Here is a 25,460-nt window from a genome sequence, read left to right on the forward strand (position 1 = left end):
GGAGCTGTGTAGCTTGCTCGATGCCGCGTTCTGTCGGTGTTTCCTGATCTCTGGCGAGCTGTCCTTGCTCGTCGTCCCGATAGACCCTTGCTATTTAACTGTGAAAGCGCTGTAACAGTAAAAACAACGCAACGGTGAAATTTTCTAAAAAAATTTTAATTGCGGCGCGGCATAATAGCGGGACGATTGCGCGGATACAACAAGGCGCAAGAGGAATAGTTTGATCATAAAGGGGATCGCCTGCATTTTTTTTTCGCTCCCCCCTTGAGGAGTAAATTGTTGTCCCCATCTTATTTCCAACCGAAACGGTTTGACCTCTTGTAACGGGATGTGCTGGGAAGCATGAGTTTGCCTGGAGCATCAAAGAACACCGTGTGGATGAGGAGACCTCGTGAGGGCAAAAATTGAATAATTGCACCTTGTTGAGTTGAAAATCCCCTTTTCGCCCGCATAGTAGGTTGAACGACCACACCGAATACGACTTTTTAGTGGAGATGTTTAGATGGGTAAGATTATTGGTATCGACCTTGGTACAACCAACTCTTGTGTAGCGATTATGGACGGTACGCAGGTTAAAGTACTGGAAAACAGCGAGGGCGATCGCACCACGCCTTCTATTATTGCTTATACGCAAGATGGTGAAATTCTGGTTGGCCAGCCCGCTAAACGTCAGGCTGTGACTAACCCGAAAAACACCCTGTTTGCTATCAAACGTCTGATTGGCCGTCGCTTCAAAGATGAAGAAGTGCAGCGTGATACCAACATCATGCCGTACAACATCGTTGCAGCAGATAACGGTGACGCTTGGTTGGAAGTGAAAGATCAGAAAATGGCACCGCCGCAGATCTCTGCTGAAGTGCTGAAAAAAATGAAGAAAACGGCAGAAGACTACCTCGGTGAAACTATCACTGAAGCGGTTATAACCGTGCCGGCGTATTTTAGCGATGCGCAACGTCAGGCAACCAAAGATGCAGGCCGCATCGCTGGTCTGGAAGTAAAACGTATCATCAATGAACCGACAGCGGCTGCGCTGGCGTACGGTCTTGACAAAGAAGTGGGTAACCGCACCATTGCGGTTTACGACCTGGGCGGCGGTACGTTTGATATTTCCATCATCGAAATCGATGAAGTTAACGGCGAAAAAACCTTTGAAGTACTGGCAACCAATGGTAATACCCACCTGGGTGGCGAAGACTTCGACAGCCGTATGATCAACTATCTGGTTGACGAGTTTAAGAAAGAGCAAGGCTTCGACCTGCGCAACGATCCTTTGGCGATGCAGCGCCTGAAAGAAGCAGCAGAAAAAGCGAAAATTGAGCTTTCTTCTGCGCAACAGACCGACGTTAACCTGCCGTACATCACGGCGGATGCTACCGGTCCGAAACACATGAACATCAAAGTGACTCGCGCCAAGTTGGAGTCGCTGGTAGAAGAGCTGGTGACCCGTTCACTTGAGCCGCTGAAAGTCGCATTGCAGGATGCCGGGCTGTCCGTTTCTGACGTGCAGGACGTGATTCTGGTGGGTGGTCAAACCCGTATGCCGCTGGTACAGAAGAAAGTGGCTGACTTCTTCGGCAAAGAACCGCGCAAAGACGTTAACCCGGATGAAGCTGTGGCGATCGGTGCTGCCGTGCAGGGCGGTGTGTTGGCCGGTGACGTTAAAGACGTGCTGCTGCTGGACGTTACCCCGCTGTCACTGGGTATCGAAACCATGGGTGGCGTAATGACGCCGCTGATTACCAAGAACACCACCATCCCGACCAAACACAGCCAGGTGTTCTCTACGGCGGAAGATAACCAGTCCGCAGTAACCATCCATGTGTTGCAGGGTGAACGTAAACGTGCGCACGACAACAAATCGCTGGGTCAGTTTAACTTGGACGGTATTCAGAACGCACCGCGCGGTATGCCGCAGATCGAAGTGACTTTTGACATCGACGCTGACGGTATCCTGCACGTTTCTGCCAAAGACAAAAACAGCGGCCGCGAGCAGAACATCACCATCAAAGCATCTTCTGGCTTGAATGAAGATGAAATCCAGAAGATGGTGCGCGATGCAGAAGCGAATGCGGAAGCTGACCGTAAGTTTGAAGAGTTGGTACAGGCGCGTAATCAGGGCGATCACCTGTTGCATAGCACCCGTAAACAGCTGGAAGAGTCTGGCGACAAGCTGGCCGCTAACGATAAAACGGCGATTGAAGATGCCCTGAAAGCGTTGGAAGGCGTATTGAAAGGCGAAGATAAAGCGGAGATCGAAGCGAAGATCCAAACGTTGATCGAATCGTCTGCCAAACTGCTGGAAGCATCGCAACAGCAGGCACAAGCGGGCGCAGGCAGCAATGCAGATGATGCAGCGCGTAAAGAAGACGACGTTGTAGACGCTGAATTCGAAGAAGTGAAAGACAAAAAATAATCGCCCTTAGGCGGGCGTAACAACGGTGATAAGCCGTTGCTGGCAAATCAGGCACGGGCGTCGAGGAAACTCTGCGCCCGTGCACGCATGTTGAGGGCAGGAAAAAACATGGCGAAGCAAGATTATTACGAAGCGCTAGGCGTTGCCAAAGACGCTGATGAGCGGGAGATCAAAAAGGCCTACAAGCGCCTGGCGATGAAGTTTCACCCGGACCGTAACCCCGGTGATAAAGACGCTGAAGCAAAATTCAAAGAGATCAAAGAAGCTTATGAAATTCTGACGGATGCGCAGAAACGGGCGGCTTACGATCAATACGGCCACGCGGCGTTTGAGCAAGGCGGTTTCGGCGGCGCAGATTTTGGCGATATCTTTGGCGACGTATTCGGCGATATTTTCGGCGGTGGACGTCGTCAACGTGCCAGTCGCGGTGCCGATTTACGCTATAACATGGAGTTGACGCTGGAAGAAGCGGTTCGTGGCGTCGCCAAAGAGATCCGCATTCCGACGCTTGAAGAGTGCGACTCCTGTCATGGCGGCGGTGCAAAACCGGGCAGCTTGCCGGTAACCTGCCCAACGTGTCACGGCAATGGCCAGGTGCAGATGCGTCAAGGGTTCTTTACCGTTCAGCAAACCTGTCCGCACTGTCATGGTCGTGGCAAGATCATCAAAGATCCTTGCAACAAGTGTCATGGTCATGGCCGCGTTGAAACCAGCAAAACGCTGTCGGTGAAAATCCCTGCGGGCGTGGATACGGGCGATCGTATCCGCTTGTCCGGTGAAGGTGAGGCCGGGGAGCACGGTGCACCTGCGGGCGATCTGTACGTTCAGGTGCAGGTAAAACCGCATCCTATCTTCCAGCGTGAAGAGAACAATCTCTATTGCGAAGTTCCTATCAACTTTGCGATGGCAGCCATGGGCGGTGAGATTGAAGTGCCGACACTGGATGGCCGTGTGAAATTGAAGGTGCCTGCGGAAACGCAAACCGGAAAATTGTTCTGCATGCGTGGCAAAGGTGTTAAATCGGTACGCGGCGGTGCGCAGGGAGATCTGTTGTGCCGCGTGGTGGTTGAAACGCCAGTGAATCTTAATGAGCGCCAGAAGCAACTGCTGAAAGAGCTGGAAGAGAGCTTTGGTGGGCCTTCCGGAGAGAGAAACAGTCCTCGCTCTAAAAGCTTCTTTGATGGTGTGAAGAAGTTTTTCGATGACCTGACCCGCTAACGTTACAAGTTCAGACAAAAAAACCGGTGATGAATCACCGGTTTTTTTATGTCCATCGTTCCCATCAACATGGCCCTCATCGATTAAATATATATCCCCATGCTTGCTAATGACTTCTTTGAGCCGATATCATTGGATTTTATAGGGAAATAATTAGGGATAAAAATGAGACTGGGAAAAATAGTGTTATTTTCGGCACTAGTAGCCTGCTATGCAAATGTTCAGGCCGCCGGATTTAACTGTTCGCTCGAAAACCTCAATGAAACCGAAAAAACAATATGCAGTACGCCTGCGCTGAGTGGTATCGACTCCATCGCGAATAGGCGCTACACCATCGCGATGGAGAATAGCATTGCTAAAGGTTCTCTGATGAGGGAACAACGCGAATGGCTGGCACAAAGAAATGCGTGCGGCACTAACGTTGACTGCATAAAATCTGAATACCAGCAGCAGATTCGATATCTTGAAATGGTTCATCAATTTTCTTCTGTCAAAAATTTATTTGGCAAATGGCTGGATAAGCCGTTAGAAAAAGGGATGAAAACCGCGTCGGGATTCGCCATTTAGGAAGCGCCGTGGAAGATAAAAAGGCTGTTTCGTTTTCACGGTGAGGTACGGCAGTATGATAAAAGTAATGATGGTTATTGGCGTCTGCTAACGCATCGGATTATCAATGGTGATTTAGTCATATTTTTTGCGGTGGCGAATTCGACCAATACCAAAATCTACATGTACACCGATGCGATGCCTCACCGCAATGACTTAACACTGGTTGCGCTTTTTGATTACAAGATGAGCACCGTATATACCCCGGTGGTGAGCTATCATGTGACGGACGACAATATCCTTAGCTATTCCATCAGTTACGGTCGCGGTGAGTACCATTATGAAAAGCAGTTTGAGATAGAAGTATCGGATAAATGGCTATCGGCCCCCCAAAGAGGTACCTGCAACCACTGTCAGAGAATACGATGAAGAAGGTAGTGAAAAGTGGACGGGATACTGTGGTATTGACACCTGCTCCAGCCGAGCTGGTTCTCCCGATGGAAAATGGCGTATTGCGGCAACGGACGGCATTTACTATTTCCCATCAGATCGGCCCGATCTCGGTGTTGATGTTCCCCCCCCCCCTCAATTAGATCCAAATGATAATAAATCATCACAATGGGCTTACGATCGTCGTTATATGTGGGGGGATAAAAATGAGTTCTATTTTGATAATGATGGCGGTGTTGCCTGTGTTTGGAAAACCGATATCGAAAAGAAAACGACGACAAGAATATTGCCCGTTGAAGGCTTGGTGCACCCTTATTATATAAAATACAAGGGTAAAAATTACATTGTTGCCAGACACCTATCATATGAAGGTAAATATGGGAATAGGGGCAGTGATGGTTATCTTGATGGATACTATATTGCTAAGGAAGAATAACGCTATTTTTTCTAGGCAATGGTATTTCACAGCAATGGCGCGAGATTTCGCGCCATATTTATTTCTTGATACGGTTTAGTGGTTTACGGTCTGTGCTTTAAGGGATGAAGCTTCAAGTCTCTTTTTGAGTTCATCCATGACTGAGTTATATTGTGGTGTCGTTTCGGGTTTGATGCCTTTCTTTTCACGTACCACTGGGGCTGCACTTACTGTATCCGTCTGGATGATTCTTGGTGGTACATACGATGCGGGTGGCATCGGCGGCGGCGGCATCCCCATTTTACCCGGTTTTACAGGCGCTGGCGGAGTGAACGTGCTCAGCGAGACAGGCGCTGGCGCAGGTGTGGCAAAGACAGGCTTTTTAATCGGCAAAGGGCGACCCGCGGCTAAACGACTGTTCAGATCCTGTAGGAATTTACCGTGTTCGCTCGCGAAATTGTCTGAGAGTTTCCGCGCATAAATAACGTTGCGTTCGCTGAGCGGCAGCTGTTTGGCGGGTGCGGTAGATAACTCTTTGGCTGAAGGCATAAACTTTATTGCATTGTTTGACGCTTTTTGAAAATCATGTTTTATAATGCTAACAAACGTATTTTTTGCCGATGATGGCGGTAAGGGTGGCACAAAATTTTTCATTAATGTGCTGATGTTCTTTGATATCGCTGCTCGTATAGTGGCTCCTGAGCGCTAGATGAATGTTGAAGGCAAAACGGAATATTAATTAAGTGAGAGTTATACCGTTTTAATAATCCGCTGAGCCAATAGCATCAATAAGAAACGAACCCTTCAAAACGTGTAGAAATCTTCGTCAGGCTGTCGTCGAAACGATCGGGAGAATATTTCATCAAATTTTGTAGTTTAGCTTTTAATGTCGGATCGTTATCACTATCAGAGGATGGCAAGCTCTCAAGCTTGGGTTTTAAATGCTTTGATAACGTATCTATTTCTGCCATTAGCTGGTGATGAGCATGTTTTGACAGTTGGTCTTTAATTTCCGTGTTCATCAACGCGTCGGGGTAGTGCTGGGTTACCGCGTCTAACGTTGGTCTGATATAGGGATTCGCGCCAGCTCCCGTCGGTGTGAAGGCTTTATCACGGTGTGTGGGTTGCCGGAAAGGCCTGCGTCCTGTGCGGCGCTGCCTATGGTATGCAGGTAGGCATTGCGAATGCCGTCACACAGTCCTTTATGGTAGGCAATTTGCGCAGCGGCTGAGAGAACGTTTCCATCATGGCGTGCGTGGCCTTTGGTTTTTAAGAGATGATTCAGAACGGCTTCGTGGCTAACGATTTCCAGCGCCGTATGTGGATACGGCAGATGGCTTGCGCGTGTGTCAGCGGGACCCTGCTGATGCTGTGTAATTTCTTGCGTCACCTCGTTAAGCGCTTTTAGCGATCCCGTGGCCAAACTGACATTGCGTCCTTTCTGATAGGCCGTGGCAACAGCGTCTTGCAGACTGTGCTTAAACACTATCCCTTTTTACAGCAAATTGACGATGTGGTGCATGCCAAACGCTTTTACTAACGGTTTGTTTTTTTTACTTGTTCCAACCTGTCCAATGCGCCTGTGACTTTCGTATTGGTGTGTTGCTGCGGCGAAGTGTGGGCACCAGAGAGCGCCTGCCTAATGGATTGCTGCGTGTCAGCGGGAAGGGTGCTGAGCAGTTTGTTCTGAACAGGTTTGGCGCTGTGCTCCAGACGCTTTAAGAAAGTGTCTTTATGGTTGCTATAGATAGCGCAGAGGGCCGAGTCGATAGCCTGGCTGTCATAGTGGGTATCTGCCATACCATTTTCAACAATCCCAAACTCCGTTACGGCGTTATCGACAAGAGTTTTGGCTTTTGTAAGCGCTTCACGGCTGGTGGTGTTGGTTGCCAATGCGGTTGCCGTATGCTGAGTGAGCGGCCGACCTAGAATCGGTCCCGAGATGGCATGTCGGGTCAATCGTTTTCCCGTGTCCGGTTTCCGTAAATGACTTTTATTGATCTGCTGCTCAGCCTCACGTGCGAGGGTAGCCATGATTTTTTGTCGAGCCGAATGGGCATGGGCTGGTTTTGCCGCGCGAGCCTGTTGCCCTGTACCCGGGGTTTGAGACGCGGCTGCGGCATGTTTTGACTGATTAAACATAGTCACCGCGCGCACATTGATACACTGCGTGAAGGGGTTGATAAACTGTACTAACGCGTTATTTTTTGGCTGCGGTATCACCCCGTTTGTGGCAGGTTTGCCGCTCGGCACGCTGGCGAGTTGTGCTCTGTTGCCAAGCCAGTTCAAGGCGTTTAACCCAGAGGGCTTTTGTGATGTTATCAGTGCCGCTTGTTGAGTTTTTTGCTCCTGGTTTATCAATATGATGGGGGAAGATTTTTTTGTTACTGGCGCTACCATAGAGAACCTCATGAATTCTGGATGCTGTATGCGCGCCAGCATAAAGTAGCGGTTAATTTCGACTATAAAAAAAGCGCCTTACAGATTGAATCGTCATAAGGAGATGGTAAGGGCGAGGTAACGCCAGGGGAAACATGCGGGATGTGCTTTGAACGCGCAGAAACAAAAAACCGGCCAGAGCCGGTTTTTTCTTACAACGAGGAAGACAGATGTCTACGCAAGCAATGATTACAGTGCGTTGATCTGAGCAGCCAGGTTGGATTTATGACGAGATGCTTTGTTCTTGTGGATCAGACCTTTGCTAGCCTGACGATCCACAATCGGTTGCATGTCGTTAAACGCTTTTTGTGCAGCTTCTTTATCGCCAGTAGCGATCGCGGCGTATACTTTCTTGATGAAAGTACGCATCATGGAACGACGGCTAGCGTTGTGCTTGCGACGCTTCTCAGACTGTACGGCGCGTTTCTTAGCTGATTTGATATTAGCCAAGATCCAACTCCCAAATATATTCTATAGAGGACAACTTAAAGGCCGAGATATATGTCTGTTTAGCCTTCGTTTGTCAATGGATTTGTGCAAATAAGCGCCGTTTGTACGCCGACGCTTGTTACGTTGTGATGGCGCAGGATTTTAACAGATTCGCGCTCGGGAATACAGCGTTTCCCGACAGAAATTCGCGTTTACCTGACGAACTTTTGATAAGAAAGAGGAATTTTTGCTCATGCGAAGCAACGCCGTAGGGGCAATGCATGGCAAGAACGGTAGGCACTACCGAGCAATTGCGTGACAAAAGGCGTGAATCGCGCCTTAACATTAACCGCTGTACAAGGTATAATCCGCCGATTTCCATATCGTTAACCAAACTGTTCCTGAGTCGCCATGCAGCTAATTCGCGGTATACACAATCTCCGGGCACGCCATTATGGTTTTGTGCTCACCATCGGCAATTTTGACGGTGTACACCGTGGGCATCAAATGCTGCTTGAGCGACTAAAGCAGGAGGGTCTGGCGCGTGGTTTGCCAGTGATGGTGATGACTTTCGAGCCACAGCCGCTCGAATTGTTTGCTGCCGATCAGGCGCCTACGCGGCTTACCCGGCTGCGGGACAAGGTGAACTATCTGGCGCGCGCAGGCGTTGACGCACTATTGTGCGTTAAGTTTGATGCAGCGTTCGCCGCACACGATGCGCAAGACTTTGTGCGCCACCTTCTGGTGGAAAAACTGGGTGTGAAATTTCTCGTTGTGGGGGATGACTTCCGCTTCGGGGCTGGTCGTAGCGGTGATTTCCTGTTATTACAGGAGGCGGGGCAGGCCCATGGTTTCGACGTTATCAGCACGGCGACGTTCTGCAATGGTGGTAGGCGCGTAAGCAGTACCGCAGTACGTGATGCCTTGCTGCATGACGATCTGCCGCTGGCGCAAGAATTGTTGGGTCACCCTTACACGATTTCCGGGCGCGTGGCGCATGGTAAAGCGCTGGGCAGAACGTTGGGATTTCCGACCGCGAATCTGCCGATGAAACGCCAGGTATCCCCGGTTAGTGGGGTGTATGCCGTTGAAGTCTACGGCCTTGGCCCGACGCCGTTTCCCGGCGTCGCCAATATCGGCACCCGGCCAACGGTAGACGGCGATAAACGCCAGCAGTTGGAAGTGCACCTGCTGTATGTCGCCATGGATCTGTACGGGCGTCATATAGACGTGGCGCTGTGTAAGAAAATACGAAATGAGCAGCGGTTTGCGTCGCTAGAGGCATTGACGCAGCAAATCGCCGAGGATGTGGTGACGGCCCGGACGTTTTTCGGGTTAGCAGCACCGGTGTAATATTCATACCCCAAGGTATGGCCGAAACTAAATCGAGAATCTAATGAGTGACTACAAAACTACCCTGAATTTGCCGGAAACAGGGTTCCCGATGCGTGGCGATCTGGCCAAGCGTGAACCTGACATGCTGAAACGTTGGTATGAACAGGATTTGTACGGAATTATTCGTCAGGCGAAAAAGGGCAAGAAAACCTTCATTCTGCATGACGGCCCTCCGTATGCGAATGGCAACATTCACATAGGTCACTCAGTTAACAAGATTCTGAAAGATATTATTGTCAAATCCAAAGGACTGGCCGGTTATGACTCGCCGTACGTACCGGGATGGGACTGCCACGGTCTGCCTATTGAACTGAAAGTCGAGCAACTGATTGGCAAGCCGGGCGAGAAGGTGAGCGCGGCAGAATTTCGTCAGGCATGCCGCAAGTATGCGGCGGAGCAGGTTGAAGGGCAGAAGAAAGACTTTATCCGCCTCGGCGTGCTGGGCGATTGGGATCGCCCGTATCTGACCATGGATTTCAATACCGAGGCGAATATCATCCGCGCTCTCGGCAAGATCATCGACAACGGGCACCTGCACAAAGGGGCTAAACCGGTGCACTGGTGTGCCGATTGCGGTTCTGCATTGGCAGAAGCTGAGGTGGAGTATTACGATAAAACCTCTCCGTCTATTGATGTGGCTTTTACTGCTGTTGATGCGGCAGCTGTTGCGGCGAAATTAGGTGTCACTGCTGTTGCAGGCCCGATTGCACTGGTTATCTGGACCACTACCCCGTGGACGCTGCCCGCGAACCGCGCGATCGCCGTGAATGCCGAGTTTGCTTATCAACTGGTGCAAATCGAAGGCAAAGCGCTGATTCTGGCCGCCGATCTGGTGGAAAGCGTGATGGCGCGTCTGGGCGTAACAAGCTGGACCGTGCTGGGCGACTGCAAGGGTTCCGATCTTGAACTGTTGCGTTTCAATCACCCGTTCCTGAATTTCGATGTGACTGCGATTCTGGGCGACCACGTCACGCTGGATGCCGGTACCGGTGCGGTGCATACCGCGGGCGGCCACGGTCCGGATGACTATGTCATCAGCCAGAAATACCAGCTCGAAATCGCCAATCCGGTGGGGCCGAACGGCTGTTACCTGCCGGGTACGCACCCGAATCTGGACGGCAAGTTCGTCTTCAAAGCCAATGACCTCATCGTTGACATGCTGCGTGAAAGCGGCGCGTTGCTGCATGTGGAAAAACTGCAACACAGCTATCCGTGCTGCTGGCGTCACAAGTCGCCAATCATCTTCCGTGCCACGCCGCAGTGGTTCGTCATCATGGATCAAAAAGGGCTGCGTCAGCAGTCGCTGTCTGAAATCAAAGGCGTGCAGTGGATCCCGGATTGTGGTCAGGCGCGCATCGAGTCCATGGTTGCCAACCGCCCAGACTGGTGTATCTCGCGCCAGCGTACCTGGGGCGTGCCGATGTCTCTGTTTGTTCATAAAGAGACCGAAGAGTTGCATCCTCGCACGCCGGAGCTGATCGAAGCGGTGGCTAAACGCGTTGAGCAGGACGGCATTCAGGCATGGTGGGATCTCGATCCGGTCGACTTGTTGGGTGCTGATGCTGCCAATTATGTCAAAGTGCCGGACACGCTGGATGTGTGGTTCGATTCCGGATCGACCCACGCCTCAGTGGTGGATGTGCGCCCGGAATTTGCGGGGCATGCAGCTGATATGTATCTGGAAGGCTCTGACCAGCATCGCGGCTGGTTCATGTCCTCGCTGATGATCTCTACGGCGATCAAGGGTAAAGCCCCGTATCGTCAGGTGCTGACTCACGGCTTCACCGTCGATGGTCAGGGCCGCAAAATGTCCAAAGCCATCGGCAATACCATTGCGCCGCAGGACGTGATGGACAAGCTGGGCGCGGATATTCTGCGCCTATGGATCGGCTCCACCGACTATTCCGGCGAGATCGCGGTGTCCGATGAAATCCTCAAACGTTCTACCGATGCTTATCGCCGCATCCGTAACACCGCACGTTTCCTGCTGGCAAACCTGAACGGGTTCGATCCGGCCTTGCACAGTGTGAAGCCGGAAGAGATGGTGGTGCTGGATCGTTGGGCGGTAGGCTGCGCGCAAGCCGCACAGCAAGAGATCGTTGAAGCGTACGAAAGCTACGATTTCCACCGTGTGGTGCAACGCCTTATGCAGTTCTGCTCCATCGAAATGGGCTCGTTCTATCTGTACATCATCAAGGATCGCCAATACACCGCCAAGCATGACAGCGTGGCGCGCCGCAGTTGCCAGACCGCGCTGTTCCATATTGCGGAAGCGCTGGTTCGCTGGATGGCACCGATCATGTCCTTCACCGCCGATGAAGTCTGGGGCTACCTGCCGGGTAAACGCGCACAGTACGTGTTTACCGAAGAGTGGTATGACGGCCTGTTCGGGCTGGTGGAAGAGGAAACCCTGAATGATGCGTTCTGGGCCGACATGCTGAAAGTGCGAGCCGAAGTGAACAAGGTGATTGAGCAAGCGCGTAACGACAAGCGTATTGGTGGTTCGTTGGAAGCGGCGGTAACGCTGTATGCTGATGCTGAGCTGTCCGAGAAGCTGTGGCGTCTGCAACAGGAGTTGCATTTTGCACTGCTGACCTCCAGGGCGCGGGTTGAACGCTATGAAGATGCTCCGGCGGATGCGCAGGCGAGTGAACTCTCTGGCCTGAAAATTGCCTTAAGCAAAGCGGATGGGCACAAGTGCCCGCGCTGCTGGCACTATGAGTCCGATATCGGTGTGGATGCTGCACACCCAGAGGTATGCGGACGCTGTGCCACGAATGTGGGCGGTAATGGCGAAGTGCGTAAATTTGTCTGATGAATAAATCGATCTGTTCAAGCTGGTTGCTGTGGCTGGTGTTGGCGGTGGATCTTGGCGTCAAATACTGGGTGCTGGCGAATTTCGAACTGGGTGAAACTTGGGCGCTGTTCCCCTCGTTAAACCTGCACTATGCCCGTAACTACGGTGCGGCGTTTAGCTTCCTGGCAGATAAAGGCGGCTGGCAGCGCTGGTTCTTTGCCGGTGTCGCCATCATGATCGTGGTGGCGCTGTTGGTGATGATGTACCGTAACCGCGCCGACCAGAAGCTGAGCAATATCGCCTATGCGCTGATTATCGGCGGTGCGCTGGGGAACCTGTTCGACAGAACCTGGCACGGCTTTGTGGTCGATTACATTGACTTCTACGTCGGTGACTGGCACTTCGCAATGTTCAATCTGGCGGACACGGCTATCTGTATCGGGGCAGGTCTGGTAGTGCTGGAAGGCTTTCTGGCACCTCACGACGCCTCGGCGAAGCCGAAGGGGCAGGCATGACGCAAAGCGTACAGAATACCAGCGCCGTACTGCTGCATTTTGTGCTGACGCTGGAAGATGGCAGCGTTGCGGAATCTACCCGCGAACGGGGTAAACCCGCGCTGTTTCGCTTGGGGGATGAGAGCCTGTCTCCGGCACTGGAACAGCAACTCCTCGGCTTGCGTCGGGGAGATAAACACCGTTTCACGTTGCCGCCGGAATCGGCCTTCGGGCCGTCCAATCCGGATTTGATTCAGTTCTTTCTGCGCCGCGATTTTGCCGAGACCGGCGTACCGGACGTTGGCACCATCATGATGTTCAGCGGCGTGGCGGGAAATGATATGCCAGGCGTGATTCGTGAAGTGGCGGAAGAATCGATTACGGTCGATTTCAATCATCCGCTGGCGGGTCATCACGTAAGCTTTGATGTTGAGGTGATGGATATCGATCCTGTCGCGCAGGAGGTTGGGCGTGCAAATCTTACTGGCTAATCCGCGTGGTTTCTGCGCTGGCGTCGATCGCGCAATCAGCATTGTCGAGCGTGCGCTGGAAATTTATGGCACGCCGATTTATGTGCGCCATGAAGTCGTGCATAACCGCTACGTGGTGGATGGCTTGCGCGATCGCGGTGCGATCTTTATTGAAGAGATTGGCGAAGTGCCTGATGGCGCAATCCTGATTTTTTCTGCGCACGGCGTGTCTCAGGCTGTACGGGCGGAAGCAAAGAATCGCGATCTGACCGTCTTTGATGCCACTTGCCCGTTGGTAACCAAGATCCATATGGAGGTGGCGCGCGCCAGCCGTAAAGGGGTAGAAGCTATCCTGATCGGTCATGCTGGACACCCTGAAGTAGAAGGCACCATGGGGCAGTACAGCAACGAAGATGGCGGCATGTATCTGGTGGAGTCACCGGAAGATGTGTGGAATTTGCAGGTTAAAGATGAGGGTAACCTCTGTTTTATGACGCAAACCACGCTGTCGGTGGATGACACCTCCGCGGTAATCGATGCACTGCGTGAGCGTTTCCCACAAATTATCGGCCCACGTAAAGACGATATCTGCTACGCCACCACGAACCGTCAGGAAGCGGTGCGTTATCTGGCGGAACGCGCAAACGTGGTGCTGGTGGTGGGGTCGAAAAACTCTTCCAACTCCAATCGCTTGGCAGAACTGGCTCAGCGTGCCGGCATTCCCGCTTACCTTATCGATTCTGCGAACGATATTCAGGAGCGCTGGCTCACGGATGTGGCGTGTGTCGGTGTAACGGCGGGAGCGTCTGCACCGGACATTCTGGTGCAGCAGGTGATTGAACGCCTTAAATCCTTCGGGGGGAAAGTCGCGTTCGAGCTGGAAGGCCGTGAAGAGAACATTGTCTTTGAAGTACCAAAAGAGCTGCGCGTGGAAGTAAAGCAGATCGATTGATACTGGCATGAGGCAGAGTAAAAAATAGCAGGGTGTTATCCCTGCTATTTTTTATCTGAATTATCCCCTTTTTCGAATGCATAAAAACTGCATGATTATGCGTTGCCTATTTGGGGAGATTTATCTGTCAGCGTGTAGTGAATGCCTTCTGACGGATAGCTTTTACTGATTATTCCCCCTTTTTGTCAGAAATTTCTAATCATGCGTGAAATCCGCTGGCAGCCATCGTGTTGGCACGCTAACCTGAGAACGTTTTTACGGCGCAAGTGAAAAAAGAGAGATAACGATGAAGGATGCAATACGTGTAGCGATTGCCGGTGCCGGTGGTCGAATGGGGCGTCAACTGATCCAGGCTGTTTCGCAGATGGAGGGCGCCGTACTCGGGGCGGCGCTAGAGCGTGAGGGCTCATCGTTGGTTGGCGTTGATGCCGGAGAGTTGGCCGGACTGGGCACGCTGGGCGTTATTGTGCAGGATTCGCTGGATGCGGTACGTGATGATTTTGATGTCTTCATCGATTTCACGCGCCCGGAAGGCACATTGGCACATCTGGCATTCTGCCGCCAGCATGGCAAGAGCATGATTATCGGTACCACGGGTTTTGATGATGCAGGCAAAGCGACTATCAGCGCGGCTGCACAAGAGATTGGCATTGTGTTTGCCGCCAACTTTAGTGTGGGTGTCAACGTAATGCTGAAATTGCTGGGGAAAGCGGCCAAGGTGATGGGCGACTACACGGATATCGAGATCCTGGAAGCGCACCACCGCCATAAAGTGGACGCCCCGTCGGGGACGGCGTTAGCCATGGGGGAAGCCATTGCAGGAGCGTTAGGGCGCGATCTGAAAACCTGCGCGGTCTATGCGCGTGAGGGCCACACCGGTGAACGTGTGCCAAACAGTATCGGTTTTGCCAGCTTGCGTGCCGGAGATATCGTCGGTGAGCACACTGCAATGTTTGCGGATGTTGGTGAGCGCATTGAGATTAGCCATAAGGCTTCCAGCCGTATGACCTTCGCTAATGGTGCTATTCGTGCGGCAATCTGGTTGAAGGATAATAAATCAGGTCTTTTCGATATGAGAGATGTGCTTTCTCTCAATGATCTTTGATTTTATCTGTAATTTAACTTATTGAATTGGATGGTTTATTTTCCATCATTTTTGATTATATGCATTTTATAATTTTATTATGTCGTAGTTGATGTAAGTTTTTATTTTCTATTCTTTATAAAGATTTTGTTGGCGTTTTTTTAACCGCCCATTGTCCTGTCAGGCATCTACTGGTCAAATATTTCCTTCTGGCCAATAATGTCACCAGGCAACCGTTTACTTTGCCTTTTTGATGGCTTCTTTTGTGGCTGTGGTAAGTCAGTGACGCCGTAAGCCATAAAAAATGAATAAAAATAGCGGTTAGAGTGGACAAGTTGAACGACCATCATTAAAATGCGCGCAATTTGCCAAAAGTTTACCGAAAAGGTAATTTTTGCATTGCTTTGGAGTGGCTAATCTGAATTAATATGCAGATAATATGATTTTTTATTCCTTGGAGGGTGTTTTGATTAAGTCAGCGCTATTGGTTCTGGAAGACGGAACCCAATTCCACGGTCGTGCCATCGGGGCAGAGGGAACGGCAGTGGGGGAAGTGGTCTTCAATACGTCGATGACCGGTTATCAAGAAATCCTCACTGATCCTTCCTATTCCCGCCAGATTGTCACTCTCACTTATCCCCATATTGGTAATGTCGGCACTAACGCCAGCGATGAAGAATCCCCCTCTGTTCATGCTCAAGGCCTGGTTATTCGCGATCTACCTCTGATTGCCAGCAACTACCGTAATGAAGAGAGCCTCTCAGATTATCTGAAACGCAATAACATCGTTGCCATCGCCGATATCGATACGCGTAAGCTGACTCGCTTGCTGCGTGAGAAAGGGGCGCAGAATGGCTGCATTATTGCCGGGGATGCGCCGGATGCGGCACTGGCATTGGAAAAAGCCAAAGCGTTCCCTGGCCTGAAAGGCATGGATCTGGCAAAAGAAGTGACAACGCAGGAACGTTATGGCTGGACGCAAGGTAGCTGGACGTTGACCGGCGACCTGCCTGCTGCCAAAGCGGAAAGTGAATTGCCGTACCACGTAGTGGCTTACGACTACGGTGTGAAGCGCAACATTCTGCGTATGCTGGTCGATCGTGGCTGCCATTTGACGGTTGTGCCTGCCCAGACCTCTGCTGAAGAAGTGCTCAAACTGAATCCGGACGGTATTTTCCTCTCCAACGGCCCCGGCGACCCGGAGCCGTGTGACTACGCCATCAAGGCGATCAAAGCCTTCCTGGAGACCGATATTCCGATATTTGGCATCTGCCTGGGTCACCAACTGCTGGCGCTGGCAAGCGGTGCTAAAACGGTCAAAATGAAATTTGGTCACCACGGTGGTAACCACCCAGTGAAAGATCTGGATGCCGACTGTGTGATGATCACCGCGCAGAACCACGGTTTCGCGGTGGATGAAAACTCACTGCCAGCGACGCTGCGCCCGACGCATAAATCGCTGTTTGACGACTCCCTGCAAGGGATTCATCGCACGGATAAAGCGGCATTCAGTTTCCAGGGACACCCGGAAGCAAGCCCTGGTCCGCACGACGCGGCCCCTTTGTTCGATCACTTTATCGAACTGATTCAATCTTATCGTGCCAATGGTAAATAATCTGGAGCAGAAAAATGGCAAAACGTACTGATATTAAAAGCATCCTGATACTTGGTGCCGGCCCGATCGTTATCGGTCAGGCCTGTGAATTTGATTACTCTGGTGCGCAGGCGTGTAAAGCGTTACGTGAAGAGGGTTATCGCGTCATTCTGGTGAACTCCAACCCGGCGACCATCATGACTGACCCGGAAATGGCCGATGCGACGTATATCGAGCCGATCCACTGGGAAGTGGTGCGTAAAATCATCGAAAAAGAGCGTCCTGATGCGTTGCTGCCGACTATGGGCGGCCAGACAGCGCTGAACTGTGCGCTCGAGCTTGAGCGGCAGGGCGTGCTGGCGGAGTTTGGCGTCACCATGATCGGTGCGACCGCCGATGCTATCGATAAAGCGGAAGATCGCCGCCGCTTCGATATCGCCATGAAGAAAATTGGCCTGGAAACCGCGCGTTCCGGCATCGCGCATACCATGGAAGAAGCATTGGCCGTGGCCGCCGATGTGGGCTATCCCTGCATTATCCGTCCCTCCTTTACCATGGGCGGCAGCGGTGGCGGTATCGCTTATAACCGTGAAGAGTTTGAAGAAATTTGCGCGCGCGGTCTGGATCTGTCACCGACCAAAGAGCTGCTGATTGATGAATCCCTCATCGGTTGGAAAGAGTATGAAATGGAAGTGGTGCGCGATAAGAAAAACAACTGCATCATTGTCTGTTCCATTGAAAACCTGGATGCCATGGGTATCCACACCGGTGACTCCATTACCGTTGCGCCAGCGCAAACCCTGACGGACAAGGAATACCAAATCATGCGTAACGCCTCCATGGCGGTACTGCGTGAAATCGGGGTTGAAACCGGCGGTTCCAACGTGCAGTTTGCGGTTAACCCGAAAACCGGTCGCCTGATCATTATCGAAATGAACCCGCGTGTATCGCGCTCCTCCGCGCTGGCTTCCAAAGCGACGGGTTTCCCGATTGCCAAGATTGCAGCCAAGCTGGCCGTGGGCTATACGCTGGATGAGCTGATGAATGATATCACCGGTGGTCGTACCCCGGCATCGTTCGAGCCCTCCATTGACTATGTTGTTACCAAGATCCCGCTCTTTAACTTCGAAAAATTTGCTGGTGCCAACGATCGCCTGACCACCCAAATGAAATCGGTCGGTGAAGTGATGGCGATTGGCCGTACCCAGCAAGAGTCGCTGCAAAAAGCGCTGCGTGGTCTGGAAGTCGGCGCAACTGGCTTCGATCCGAAAGTGGATCTGGACGATCCGGAAGCGCTGACCAAAATTCGCCGCGAACTGAAAGACGCGGGCGCTGAGCGTATCTGGTATCTGGCAGATGCTTTCCGCGCTGGCATGTCTGTGGATGGCGTGTTTAACCTGACCAACATCGATCGCTGGTTCCTGGTGCAGATTGAAGAGCTGGTGCGTCTCGAGGAGCAGGTTGCTGAGAAGGGCGCAACGGCACTGACGGCCGATTTCCTGCGCACCATGAAACGTAAAGGCTTTGCCGATGCGCGTCTGGCGAAGCTGGCCGGTGTGTCTGAAAACGAAATTCGCAAACTGCGCGACAAATATGATCTGCACCCGGTCTACAAACGTGTCGATACCTGTGCGGCAGAGTTCGCTACCGATACCGCATATATGTACTCCACTTACGATGAAGAGTGCGAAGCTAATCCGAATCAGGATCGCGACAAGATCATGGTTTTGGGTGGCGGGCCGAACCGTATCGGACAGGGCATCGAGTTTGACTACTGCTGTGTGCATGCGGCGTTGGCGCTGCGTGAAGACGGTTATGAAACCATCATGGTCAACTGTAACCCGGAAACGGTTTCAACCGATTACGACACCTCTGATCGTCTCTACTTCGAGCCCGTCACGTTGGAAGACGTGCTGGAAATTGTCCGTATCGAGAAACCGAAAGGTGTTATCGTGCAGTATGGTGGCCAAACGCCGCTGAAACTGTCTCGTGCGCTGGAAGCTGCGGGTGTGCCGGTTATTGGCACCAGCCCGGATGCTATTGACCGTGCAGAATATCGTGAGCGTTTCCAACAGGCGGTGAATCGTCTGGGCCTGAAACAGCCGGAAAATGCCACCGTCACCTCCATCGAGCAAGCGGTGGAAAAAGCGCGCGGTATCGGTTATCCGCTGGTGGTTCGTCCCTCCTACGTGCTGGGCGGCCGTGCGATGGAAATCGTTTACGACGAAGTCGATTTGCGCCGTTACTTCCAGAACGCGGTCAGCGTGTCCAACGATGCGTCGGTGCTGCTGGACCGTTTCCTCGATGATGCCATTGAAGTGGACGTGGACGCTATCTGTGACGGCGGGCGCGTGCTGATTGGCGGCATCATGGAACACATCGAACAAGCGGGCGCGCACTCCGGTGACTCTGCCTGTTCATTGCCGACTTATACGCTGAGCAAAGAAATTCAGGATGTGATGCGCCAGCAGGTAGAAAAACTGGCGTTAGAACTGAGCGTGCGTGGGTTGATGAACGTGCAGTTCGCTGTGAAGAACAACGAAGTCTACCTGATTGAAGTGAACCCACGTGCAGCGCGCACCGTTCCATTTGTCTCCAAGGCGACCGGTGTACCGTTGGCGAAAGTGGCCGCGCGCGTGATGGCAGGCAAGACGCTGACGGAGCAAGGTATCACCAAAGAAGTTATCCCACCGTATTATTCCGTGAAGGAAGTGGTGCTGCCGTTCAACAAGTTCCCTGGCGTTGACCCGATTTTAGGGCCAGAAATGCGCTCTACCGGCGAAGTAATGGGTGTGGGTCGCACCTTTGCCGAAGCGTTCGCCAAGGCGATGCTGGGCAGCAACTCACCGATGAAGAAATCAGGACGTGCCTTGCTCTCGGTTCGTGAAGGCGATAAAGCACGCGTTGTGGATTTGGCGGCCAAGCTGTTGAAACACGGCTTTGAGTTGGACGCGACTCACGGCACCGCCATTGAGCTAGGTGAAGCGGGTATTAATCCGCGTCTGGTGAACAAGGTGCATGAAGGACGTCCGCACATTCAGGACCGTATCAAGAACGGCGAGTACACGTATATCGTCAACACGACCGCAGGGCGTCAGGCGATTGAAGATTCCAAACTGATTCGCCGCAGCGCGTTGCAATACAAGGTGCACTACGATACGACCATGAACGGCGGCTTCGCCACGGCGATGGCGCTCAATGCGGATCCGACCGAGAAGGTGACCTCGGTGCAGGAAATGCATGCGCAAATTAAAGGTTAATCCACGCTACCCAAGAAAAAGTCAGCGCGCTCGCGCTGACTTTTTCTTGGGTAAAGATAATAGAATTGTTCAAATCTATAACGTGTTTGAATAATAAACACTCCCTCAAAGGAGGGATGAAAATTGCGTTAATTCTTAATTGAGATTATTTTTTAATAACGATGACATAAATGTGATGCCTATAGTCCATTCTTTTTTGAATGGAGTCAAAAATGCCTATTTCAGCTATACAGCATCGTCTATCTACAGCAGGTTATTGCGAGAAGTCGCCCAAGAATAAGCATGAGAAAGCTTTAGAATCAATTAATTCAAATCCATCTGTAAATATTCATGATTTCAGTTCACAAATTAGCCATGTAGAAAACTCACCGAGAATATTGAGTCCATCATTAACCCCATTTTTCGCCCGAAGAAGTGCAATGGCAAAGACCATTCAACTCATGCTGTTGTTTAATTTTTTACACCGTTCTGATTCCGCCTCTTTTGCTTATAAAGAGAATCCATCGTCAATTATGGATAATGACGCTGCGTTGGCTAAACGCAATTATTTTATTGAAAAAAATCCAGTTTCTATGTCTCTTGCTGACGACGGGCATGTTTCCTCTCTCAGTCCTTATGGTTGCCAGAAAGAGAGCTGGGAGGGATATCATATGATAATAGCAATAGCATAATTTTCATTAATGAAAATAGCCACATCCTCTGTAGTGATAAAAAAAGAATGCGCTGATTTCGGCCATTAAACACTATCTGGTGTCTGATGGGAAATTAAGCATCGAAGAAGGTCAGGATTTTGAGCTGTCATTGAAACAGTGGGCAAAAATCGGTCCTCTCTTTATTACTCCACTGGTGGAAAGTGCAGATCGAATAAAGCGAGCATTGATGCCCGAGTACGATCCCCGAACCGCAGAACATATAAAAAGAACACTGCGCCTTTGAAGAAGAAATACTCAATGCTGAAAGTGAGAATGAAGGAAAACTGCTTTTATTTCAAGCCCAGAGAGCAGAGAACCACTTTATGATGATACTCAGGGGGCCGTCGCCTGAAGCCCGGGGTGCCGCCGAGGGATTAAATTTTGTGGCGGACCTGCTGACGATCGGGATAAAACCGTTAATTGGTAAGCTCATTGCGAATGCAAAACGCCGTGAGTACTATAAAAATCAAGGTGATGAAATTTGTGCTTAACGGTTTCGTCGACTAAATATTGCAGAGATAGCAACATCTCTTGATGTTGATAGTATCGCGTTCAAATTCCGCGGTGTTGCCCGTAAAGTGAAACCGACTGAATTGCTGCATACTGCTCCGGGTCAGAAACGGGCAGCTTATTATGTTCGAAATCCACAAAACGGGATAAATAAAGAAATTTTACTTGAACTTCAACCTGGTAATACTGCTATCCATACCGAAGGCCGGGAGATCTTCCTGAAACCAACGGACAATCCCAATGAATTTATGACATATCACCCTTATGCTACCAGGCCTGAGTTATTACAGAGAAAGGTGATTGTCGATGAGGAGACGCTCGCGTGGCGCTATGCTGACACCTTCGATGCCGCCAATCTTAATGTTGAAGTGAGGGAAGGGAAAAAGCAGATACCGTTGTACGGCGAATACTACGATCTGAATAAAAATTGAGAGGGTAAGTTTGAAATCGTGCTGCGAAAAGCCTCAGGTTCCCACGAGTTTGTTCCGGTATACTTTGAGCCATTATCCAAAACCTGGCACATGCGTACACATAACCAGCATCCTGTGTTTACTCGTGAACAGGAAAATATCATTACCACTCTCCGCATTGAACCAGACAGCAGTTTCAACTACATAGCCTACACCAATAATAACCCACGGTACTATGGTTCGGGGAAAATTTATCGCGCATAGAAAATTGACGACACCTCACATTATACCTGGGGACGGTATATTGAAATGAACGGGGAAATTGTACCGGTGAAAGAAGTCGTCTCTCCCGGGCGGGGCGTTCATTATGAGGTGTATAATAGTAATTATCCTGATAAAGAACATTATTTGGTATCTTGGGACGGTAGGCGCTGGGTGTTTGAGCGTCCAACGTCTGTTCATGTGTCAAGTTCGCTTGAAAAGCAAATTACCTCAGATATGTTTACTCATAATATTGATGTAACGCATCTCTCTTCTCCGGATAAGAATGGGTTGCGATTGGACGAAAATAACAAGAGTTATTTGAATATCAACAACCAGTTTATTCGTGTGAAAAAGGTTGGCAACAACCGTTTTTTGCTGATTAAAGCGGTGCAGGATCCTAAGATTATTCTTCGACTGAAGAATAATACGTTCTACAAAGAAAATATCGCCTAAAGGTTGAGGAATATTATGGCGGTAGGTTTGGGTGGTAGAAAAAGAAAAACGGCGCTCAGCGTACTTAAAGAGGTTGACGGCTTTACCAAGGCTTCAGCGGAAAAATTACTCTCTGAGTATCGTTTCCAAGAAAAGGGACTCTTTAATGACTATGTCTTTGCGTTGGAAATTGAACAAACGGGTAAAATTCCCCCATGGGCTAAAAGGTTAAAAAAAAGATTATCCCCCAGAGCCATGGACATCAAAAATTATGGATACCATTACCTTAATGAAGCCCGATTTCCCTGAGCATAAAGTCGATTTTAATGTAGGTAAGCTAATCGGTGAGGGGACCAATGGGGAGGTTTTTATTGATGCAGATGATAATGCATACCTTATAAAGATTTACCTGGAAAATGAGGGGGAGTCTGTCGCAGAGGTCGCCAAACATGAGGCCGAGGTCTTTAGACGCTATTACGGAGAAGACGCTGCCATGCACCTGGTGGATGAGGAAGGCGTTTCTTATGTCAGAATGTATAAGATTCCTGGTGAAACGCTGAGTTCCTTGCCACCCGGTTCGTTACCGAATAATGCCGAGGAAAAGTTTGTTGATATGTTCGAGAGGCTTAACAAGCTGGGTATTATGCATAATGACCTTCATTCTGAAAATGTGCTGTGGGATTCGCGCTCACAATCCTTTTTCCCAATAGACATCAATAATATTAAAGAAAAATTCTTCAATTCAGATATCAATGAAAAAATAGCTATAAATAACTATGACCAAAGGAATTGGGCTTCAGTATTGCAATGTATAGCACAGAAGAAAAGCGCGATAACGTCTTGAATAGAGCGGAGTAAAAGCAGGTAATTGACTTGCGGGCAAAGTCATTTCCATCCAGTTATTCACGCGCAGGCGAGAATCTCTTGCAGATGAAACGCGTTTCTTCGGACAGAGATCCCTGGCTTTCGCCGAGGATGACAAGGGCGAAAAATGGCTTTGTCAGCAGTCTGATCAGCGCTTACGCGCTGGTTTTTTACTGTCTGAACGATGAGGAAATGTGTTACCCCAATGCCACCTTGATGCCGAGTGCAATCAACACTGTACCCAGTAGCTTATCCACCAGCTTTTGTGCTTTTTCCAATGCACGACGTACCGGGCCGCTTTGGAACAGCAGTACTAGCAGGGGCCACCATACCGCAGCCAGTCCCCAGATAATAAAGGCATACCACAATTTTTCTTCCACGCTGGAGTGGGTGCTCAGTACCTGAGTGAACATGGCAAGAAAGAACAGCGTGGCTTTCGGGTTAAGCAGATTGCACAGGTAACCTTGCAGGAAGGCCTTTTTCAAGCTGACCTCCTGGCGCGGTAGCGAAGCGACATTCAGCTTGCTGCCGCCTCGAGAAAGTAATGCCTGAATACCGATCACGATCAAGTAAAGCGCACCAGCATATTTTAAAATGTTAAACAGCCATGGTGTGGTGGTGATCACCACAGCTAACCCGGCGACGCAATAGGCCATATGCGTTGCGACATCGGTGATGACGCCCAAGGCGGTCATCATGGCAGGCAGACGCGCATAGCGGGCAGCGTTTTTGATCACCAGAAAGAAGTCGGGGCCGGGCGAGAGCATACCCAGCGTCGCGATGGTGGCGACAAACAGTGAGGTTTCAAGCATCAACAGCGTCCAAGTGGGGGACGAAGCGGAAAAAGGGTGTACGGTCGATCTTAACGCGGTAACGAGTGTGATGCACTCATAAGATTTTATTCTTGTCAGCAATATTGGCAATCAGAGCGCGTTGTGTTAACAAGTCTCCTTACTTTATTTATGGTTATATCCGTCATTATTTCGAATTATTTGCGTGTCTTAATTTTATCAGTCAGGGTCTTCGTATGGTCAGCGAAACACCACAGCAGCGGGAAATCACCCGGCTGTGTATCCAATGCGCACTGATGCTGTTGCAGCACGGTGCGGAGAGCACGGTAGTTGAGCAACTCTCTTCGCGCCTCGGGGTGGATAGCGTAGAAAGCTCCATTTCTGCCAACGCCATCGTCCTTACCACCATCATGAATGGACACTGCCTGACCTCGACGCGCAAGAACGTCGATCGCGGCATCAATATGCATGTGGTGACCGAAGTGCAGCATGTCGTGATCATGGCCGAGCACAAACTGCTGGATGTGGCTGGCGTTGAAAAACGCCTGACGGGCATCAAGCCGCTGTGCTATCCGCGCTGGCTGGTGGTGACCATTGTAGCGCTTTCGTGCGGCTGCTTCAGTAAGCTTAATTGCGGCGGTTGGGATGCCTTTGTGGTCACCATGCTTGCCAGCGGTGTAGCAATGTATGTGCGTCAGGTATTGACCTCGCTCCATCTCAATCCCCTGATCAACTCCTGTATTACCACCTTTGTCGCCACGTCGGTATCCGGGCTGTTGCTGCGTGTTCCTACATTTCATCAAACCTCGACGGTAGCAATGGCGGCCAGCGTGCTGCTGCTGGTGCCCGGTTTTCCGTTGATTAACGCGGTAGCGGATATGTTTAAAGGGCATGTGAATACCGGGCTGGCGCGTTGGGCGGTTGCCAGCCTGCTGACGCTGGCAACCTGTATTGGCGTCGTGGCTGCAATGGCAATATGGGGGTTACGCACATGGGCTTAACGCTGCTGTGGGGGCTCTTGCAGGATATCTTGCGGCGGCAGTGCCTGCGCTTGGCTTTGCTATGGTGTTCAATGTACCGGTCAAGGCGTTGCCTTATTGTGCACTGTTGGGGGGCACGGCGTGCGTTTTCTGTGCGTACAGATGGGCATGCCCATCGAATGGGGATCGTTTTTAGCGGCCATATTGATCGGTGTGATCGGAATTCACTGGTCGCGCTGGCTGTTGGCGCACCCGAAAGTGTTTACCGTTGCGGCGGTGATTCCGATGTTCCCCGGGTATTTCAGCGTATACGGCGATGATCTCGCTGGTAGAGCTTTCCCATCAGGGATACAGCGAAGCGTTGATGCGCGTGCTGATCACGCATTTCCTCAAGGCCTCTTTTATTGTCGGTGCGCTATCGATAGGGTTGTCTCTGCCGGGGATTTGGTTGTATAGCAAACGTCCCGGCGTGTAGCGGCATTAAGATTTTGCTTATTTTGCCCATCAGAAAATCGCCGTATCGACGTACCCATCACCTTTCCGTATAGTGTCTGCAATTTT

The 25,460-nt window shown here is 50.8% G+C and carries 24 protein-coding genes and 1 pseudogene; 19 read left to right on the top strand and 6 right to left on the bottom strand.

Annotated features, from left to right (window positions below; all coding sequences use genetic code 11):
* The first annotated feature begins 502 nt into the window (after positions 1-502).
* The 4 genes from dnaK (at position 503) to JZM30_RS09100 (ending at position 5,063) form a co-directional block, all read left to right on the top strand.
* Positions 503-2,413, top strand: a complete 1,911-nt coding sequence (gene dnaK / locus JZM30_RS09085) for a molecular chaperone DnaK (protein WP_252318407.1) — start codon at positions 503-505, stop codon at positions 2,411-2,413.
* A 108-nt stretch (positions 2,414-2,521) separates the two neighbouring features.
* Positions 2,522-3,631, top strand: a complete 1,110-nt coding sequence (gene dnaJ / locus JZM30_RS09090; protein ID WP_252318408.1) for a molecular chaperone DnaJ — start codon at positions 2,522-2,524, stop codon at positions 3,629-3,631.
* Between the two features lie 165 nt (positions 3,632-3,796).
* Positions 3,797-4,198, top strand: a complete 402-nt coding sequence (locus JZM30_RS09095; protein WP_252318409.1) for a lysozyme inhibitor LprI family protein — start codon at positions 3,797-3,799, stop codon at positions 4,196-4,198.
* Positions 4,199-4,817: 619 nt separating this feature from the next.
* Positions 4,818-5,063: a hypothetical protein gene (locus tag JZM30_RS09100; RefSeq protein ID WP_252318410.1), complete on the top strand. Its 246-nt coding sequence runs from the start codon at positions 4,818-4,820 to the stop codon at positions 5,061-5,063.
* A 75-nt stretch (positions 5,064-5,138) separates the two neighbouring features.
* Here the strand turns inward: JZM30_RS09100 and JZM30_RS09105 are convergent, their stop codons facing one another.
* The 5 genes from JZM30_RS09105 to rpsT form a co-directional block, all read right to left on the bottom strand.
* Positions 5,139-5,696, bottom strand: coding sequence for a hypothetical protein (locus JZM30_RS09105; RefSeq protein ID WP_252318411.1), 558 nt, complete (start codon positions 5,694-5,696; stop codon positions 5,139-5,141).
* A gap of 131 nt (positions 5,697-5,827) precedes the next feature.
* Positions 5,828-6,112: a hypothetical protein gene (locus JZM30_RS09110; protein WP_367115931.1), complete on the bottom strand. Its 285-nt coding sequence runs from the start codon at positions 6,110-6,112 to the stop codon at positions 5,828-5,830.
* Positions 6,097-6,528 carry a hypothetical protein gene (locus tag JZM30_RS09115; protein ID WP_252318413.1) on the bottom strand — a complete coding sequence of 144 codons (432 nt, stop codon included), beginning with the start codon at positions 6,526-6,528 and terminating at the stop codon, positions 6,097-6,099. The genes JZM30_RS09110 and JZM30_RS09115 overlap by 16 nt, the downstream gene beginning before the upstream one ends.
* A gap of 50 nt (positions 6,529-6,578) precedes the next feature.
* A complete protein-coding gene (locus JZM30_RS09120) occupies positions 6,579-7,484 on the bottom strand; it encodes a hypothetical protein (RefSeq protein WP_252318414.1) in 906 nt (301 codons plus the stop codon).
* Between the two features lie 186 nt (positions 7,485-7,670).
* Positions 7,671-7,931, bottom strand: coding sequence for a 30S ribosomal protein S20 (gene rpsT, locus JZM30_RS09125; RefSeq protein WP_222158249.1), 261 nt, complete (start codon positions 7,929-7,931; stop codon positions 7,671-7,673).
* 390 nt (positions 7,932-8,321) lie between these two features.
* Between rpsT and ribF the strand changes: the two genes are divergently transcribed.
* From ribF to JZM30_RS09190, 13 genes are all read left to right on the top strand, one after another.
* Complete coding sequence (gene ribF, locus JZM30_RS09130) at positions 8,322-9,263, top strand: bifunctional riboflavin kinase/FAD synthetase (protein WP_252318415.1); 942 nt, start codon at positions 8,322-8,324, stop codon at positions 9,261-9,263.
* 43 nt (positions 9,264-9,306) lie between these two features.
* Positions 9,307-12,120: an isoleucine--tRNA ligase gene (gene ileS / locus JZM30_RS09135; protein WP_252318416.1), complete on the top strand. Its 2,814-nt coding sequence runs from the start codon at positions 9,307-9,309 to the stop codon at positions 12,118-12,120.
* Positions 12,120-12,617 carry a signal peptidase II gene (gene lspA, locus JZM30_RS09140; protein ID WP_252318417.1) on the top strand — a complete coding sequence of 166 codons (498 nt, stop codon included), beginning with the start codon at positions 12,120-12,122 and terminating at the stop codon, positions 12,615-12,617. The genes ileS and lspA overlap by 1 nt, the downstream gene beginning before the upstream one ends.
* The gene (gene fkpB, locus JZM30_RS09145; protein WP_252318418.1) at positions 12,614-13,087 is read left to right on the top strand and encodes an FKBP-type peptidyl-prolyl cis-trans isomerase; all 474 of its coding nucleotides are present in this window, start codon (positions 12,614-12,616) and stop codon (positions 13,085-13,087) included. Before lspA ends, fkpB begins: the two co-directional genes overlap by 4 nt.
* Entirely contained in the window at positions 13,068-14,018 is a 951-nt protein-coding gene (ispH, locus tag JZM30_RS09150; protein WP_252318419.1) for a 4-hydroxy-3-methylbut-2-enyl diphosphate reductase, read from the top strand. The genes fkpB and ispH overlap by 20 nt, the downstream gene beginning before the upstream one ends.
* 286 nt (positions 14,019-14,304) lie before the next feature.
* A complete protein-coding gene (gene dapB, locus JZM30_RS09155) occupies positions 14,305-15,123 on the top strand; it encodes a 4-hydroxy-tetrahydrodipicolinate reductase (RefSeq protein ID WP_252318420.1) in 819 nt (272 codons plus the stop codon).
* Between the two features lie 445 nt (positions 15,124-15,568).
* Positions 15,569-16,717, top strand: a complete 1,149-nt coding sequence (gene carA, locus JZM30_RS09160) for a glutamine-hydrolyzing carbamoyl-phosphate synthase small subunit (RefSeq protein ID WP_252318421.1) — start codon at positions 15,569-15,571, stop codon at positions 16,715-16,717.
* A gap of 14 nt (positions 16,718-16,731) precedes the next feature.
* Complete coding sequence (gene carB, locus JZM30_RS09165; protein WP_252318422.1) at positions 16,732-19,956, top strand: carbamoyl-phosphate synthase large subunit; 3,225 nt, start codon at positions 16,732-16,734, stop codon at positions 19,954-19,956.
* Positions 19,957-20,168: 212 nt separating this feature from the next.
* Positions 20,169-20,627, top strand: coding sequence for a hypothetical protein (locus JZM30_RS09170; protein WP_252318423.1), 459 nt, complete (start codon positions 20,169-20,171; stop codon positions 20,625-20,627).
* 599 nt (positions 20,628-21,226) lie between these two features.
* Entirely contained in the window at positions 21,227-21,589 is a 363-nt protein-coding gene (locus tag JZM30_RS09175) for a hypothetical protein (protein WP_252318424.1), read from the top strand.
* 288 nt (positions 21,590-21,877) lie between these two features.
* Positions 21,878-22,285: a hypothetical protein gene (locus JZM30_RS09180; RefSeq protein ID WP_252318425.1), complete on the top strand. Its 408-nt coding sequence runs from the start codon at positions 21,878-21,880 to the stop codon at positions 22,283-22,285.
* A 15-nt stretch (positions 22,286-22,300) separates the two neighbouring features.
* Positions 22,301-22,573, top strand: a complete 273-nt coding sequence (locus JZM30_RS09185; protein WP_252318426.1) for a hypothetical protein — start codon at positions 22,301-22,303, stop codon at positions 22,571-22,573.
* Positions 22,536-23,108 carry an OspG family effector kinase gene (locus JZM30_RS09190; protein WP_252318427.1) on the top strand — a complete coding sequence of 191 codons (573 nt, stop codon included), beginning with the start codon at positions 22,536-22,538 and terminating at the stop codon, positions 23,106-23,108. Before JZM30_RS09185 ends, JZM30_RS09190 begins: the two co-directional genes overlap by 38 nt.
* A 217-nt stretch (positions 23,109-23,325) precedes the next feature.
* On the opposite strand, the gene JZM30_RS09195 is transcribed toward JZM30_RS09190, so the two are convergent.
* Entirely contained in the window at positions 23,326-23,940 is a 615-nt protein-coding gene (locus tag JZM30_RS09195; RefSeq protein WP_252318428.1) for a LysE family translocator, read from the bottom strand.
* Positions 23,941-24,155: 215 nt separating this feature from the next.
* On the opposite strand from JZM30_RS09195, the gene JZM30_RS09200 reads away from it, so the two are divergent.
* The gene (locus JZM30_RS09200; protein WP_252318429.1) at positions 24,156-24,920 is read left to right on the top strand and encodes a threonine/serine exporter family protein; all 765 of its coding nucleotides are present in this window, start codon (positions 24,156-24,158) and stop codon (positions 24,918-24,920) included.
* A pseudogene (locus tag JZM30_RS24705) lies at positions 24,911-25,374 on the top strand (threonine/serine exporter). The gene JZM30_RS09200 and the pseudogene JZM30_RS24705 overlap by 10 nt, the downstream one beginning before the upstream one ends.
* Positions 25,375-25,460: the final 86 nt, after the last annotated feature.

The organism is Candidatus Symbiopectobacterium endolongispinus (genome assembly GCF_018777385.1).
GTDB classification, from domain to species: Bacteria; Pseudomonadota; Gammaproteobacteria; order Enterobacterales; family Enterobacteriaceae; genus Symbiopectobacterium; species Symbiopectobacterium endolongispinus.

Bases quoted from the DNA above. Each gene is read 5' to 3' on its own strand.
- dnaK (WP_252318407.1), top strand. From the start codon at position 503: ATGGGTAAGATTATTGGTATCGACCTTGGTACAACCAACTCTTGTGTA.
- dnaJ (WP_252318408.1), top strand. From the start codon at position 2,522: ATGGCGAAGCAAGATTATTACGAAGCGCTAGGCGTTGCCAAAGACGCT.
- JZM30_RS09095 (WP_252318409.1), top strand. From the start codon at position 3,797: ATGAGACTGGGAAAAATAGTGTTATTTTCGGCACTAGTAGCCTGCTAT.
- JZM30_RS09100 (WP_252318410.1), top strand. From the start codon at position 4,818: ATGTGGGGGGATAAAAATGAGTTCTATTTTGATAATGATGGCGGTGTT.
- JZM30_RS09105 (WP_252318411.1), bottom strand. From the start codon at position 5,696: ATGAAAAATTTTGTGCCACCCTTACCGCCATCATCGGCAAAAAATACG.
- JZM30_RS09120 (WP_252318414.1), bottom strand. From the start codon at position 7,484: ATGCTGGCGCGCATACAGCATCCAGAATTCATGAGGTTCTCTATGGTA.
- ribF (WP_252318415.1), top strand. From the start codon at position 8,322: ATGCAGCTAATTCGCGGTATACACAATCTCCGGGCACGCCATTATGGT.
- ileS (WP_252318416.1), top strand. From the start codon at position 9,307: ATGAGTGACTACAAAACTACCCTGAATTTGCCGGAAACAGGGTTCCCG.
- lspA (WP_252318417.1), top strand. From the start codon at position 12,120: ATGAATAAATCGATCTGTTCAAGCTGGTTGCTGTGGCTGGTGTTGGCG.
- fkpB (WP_252318418.1), top strand. From the start codon at position 12,614: ATGACGCAAAGCGTACAGAATACCAGCGCCGTACTGCTGCATTTTGTG.
- dapB (WP_252318420.1), top strand. From the start codon at position 14,305: ATGAAGGATGCAATACGTGTAGCGATTGCCGGTGCCGGTGGTCGAATG.
- carB (WP_252318422.1), top strand. From the start codon at position 16,732: ATGGCAAAACGTACTGATATTAAAAGCATCCTGATACTTGGTGCCGGC.
- JZM30_RS09170 (WP_252318423.1), top strand. From the start codon at position 20,169: ATGCCTATTTCAGCTATACAGCATCGTCTATCTACAGCAGGTTATTGC.
- JZM30_RS09180 (WP_252318425.1), top strand. From the start codon at position 21,878: ATGAACGGGGAAATTGTACCGGTGAAAGAAGTCGTCTCTCCCGGGCGG.
- JZM30_RS09185 (WP_252318426.1), top strand. From the start codon at position 22,301: ATGGCGGTAGGTTTGGGTGGTAGAAAAAGAAAAACGGCGCTCAGCGTA.
- JZM30_RS09190 (WP_252318427.1), top strand. From the start codon at position 22,536: ATGGATACCATTACCTTAATGAAGCCCGATTTCCCTGAGCATAAAGTC.
- JZM30_RS09195 (WP_252318428.1), bottom strand. From the start codon at position 23,940: ATGCTTGAAACCTCACTGTTTGTCGCCACCATCGCGACGCTGGGTATG.
- JZM30_RS09200 (WP_252318429.1), top strand. From the start codon at position 24,156: ATGGTCAGCGAAACACCACAGCAGCGGGAAATCACCCGGCTGTGTATC.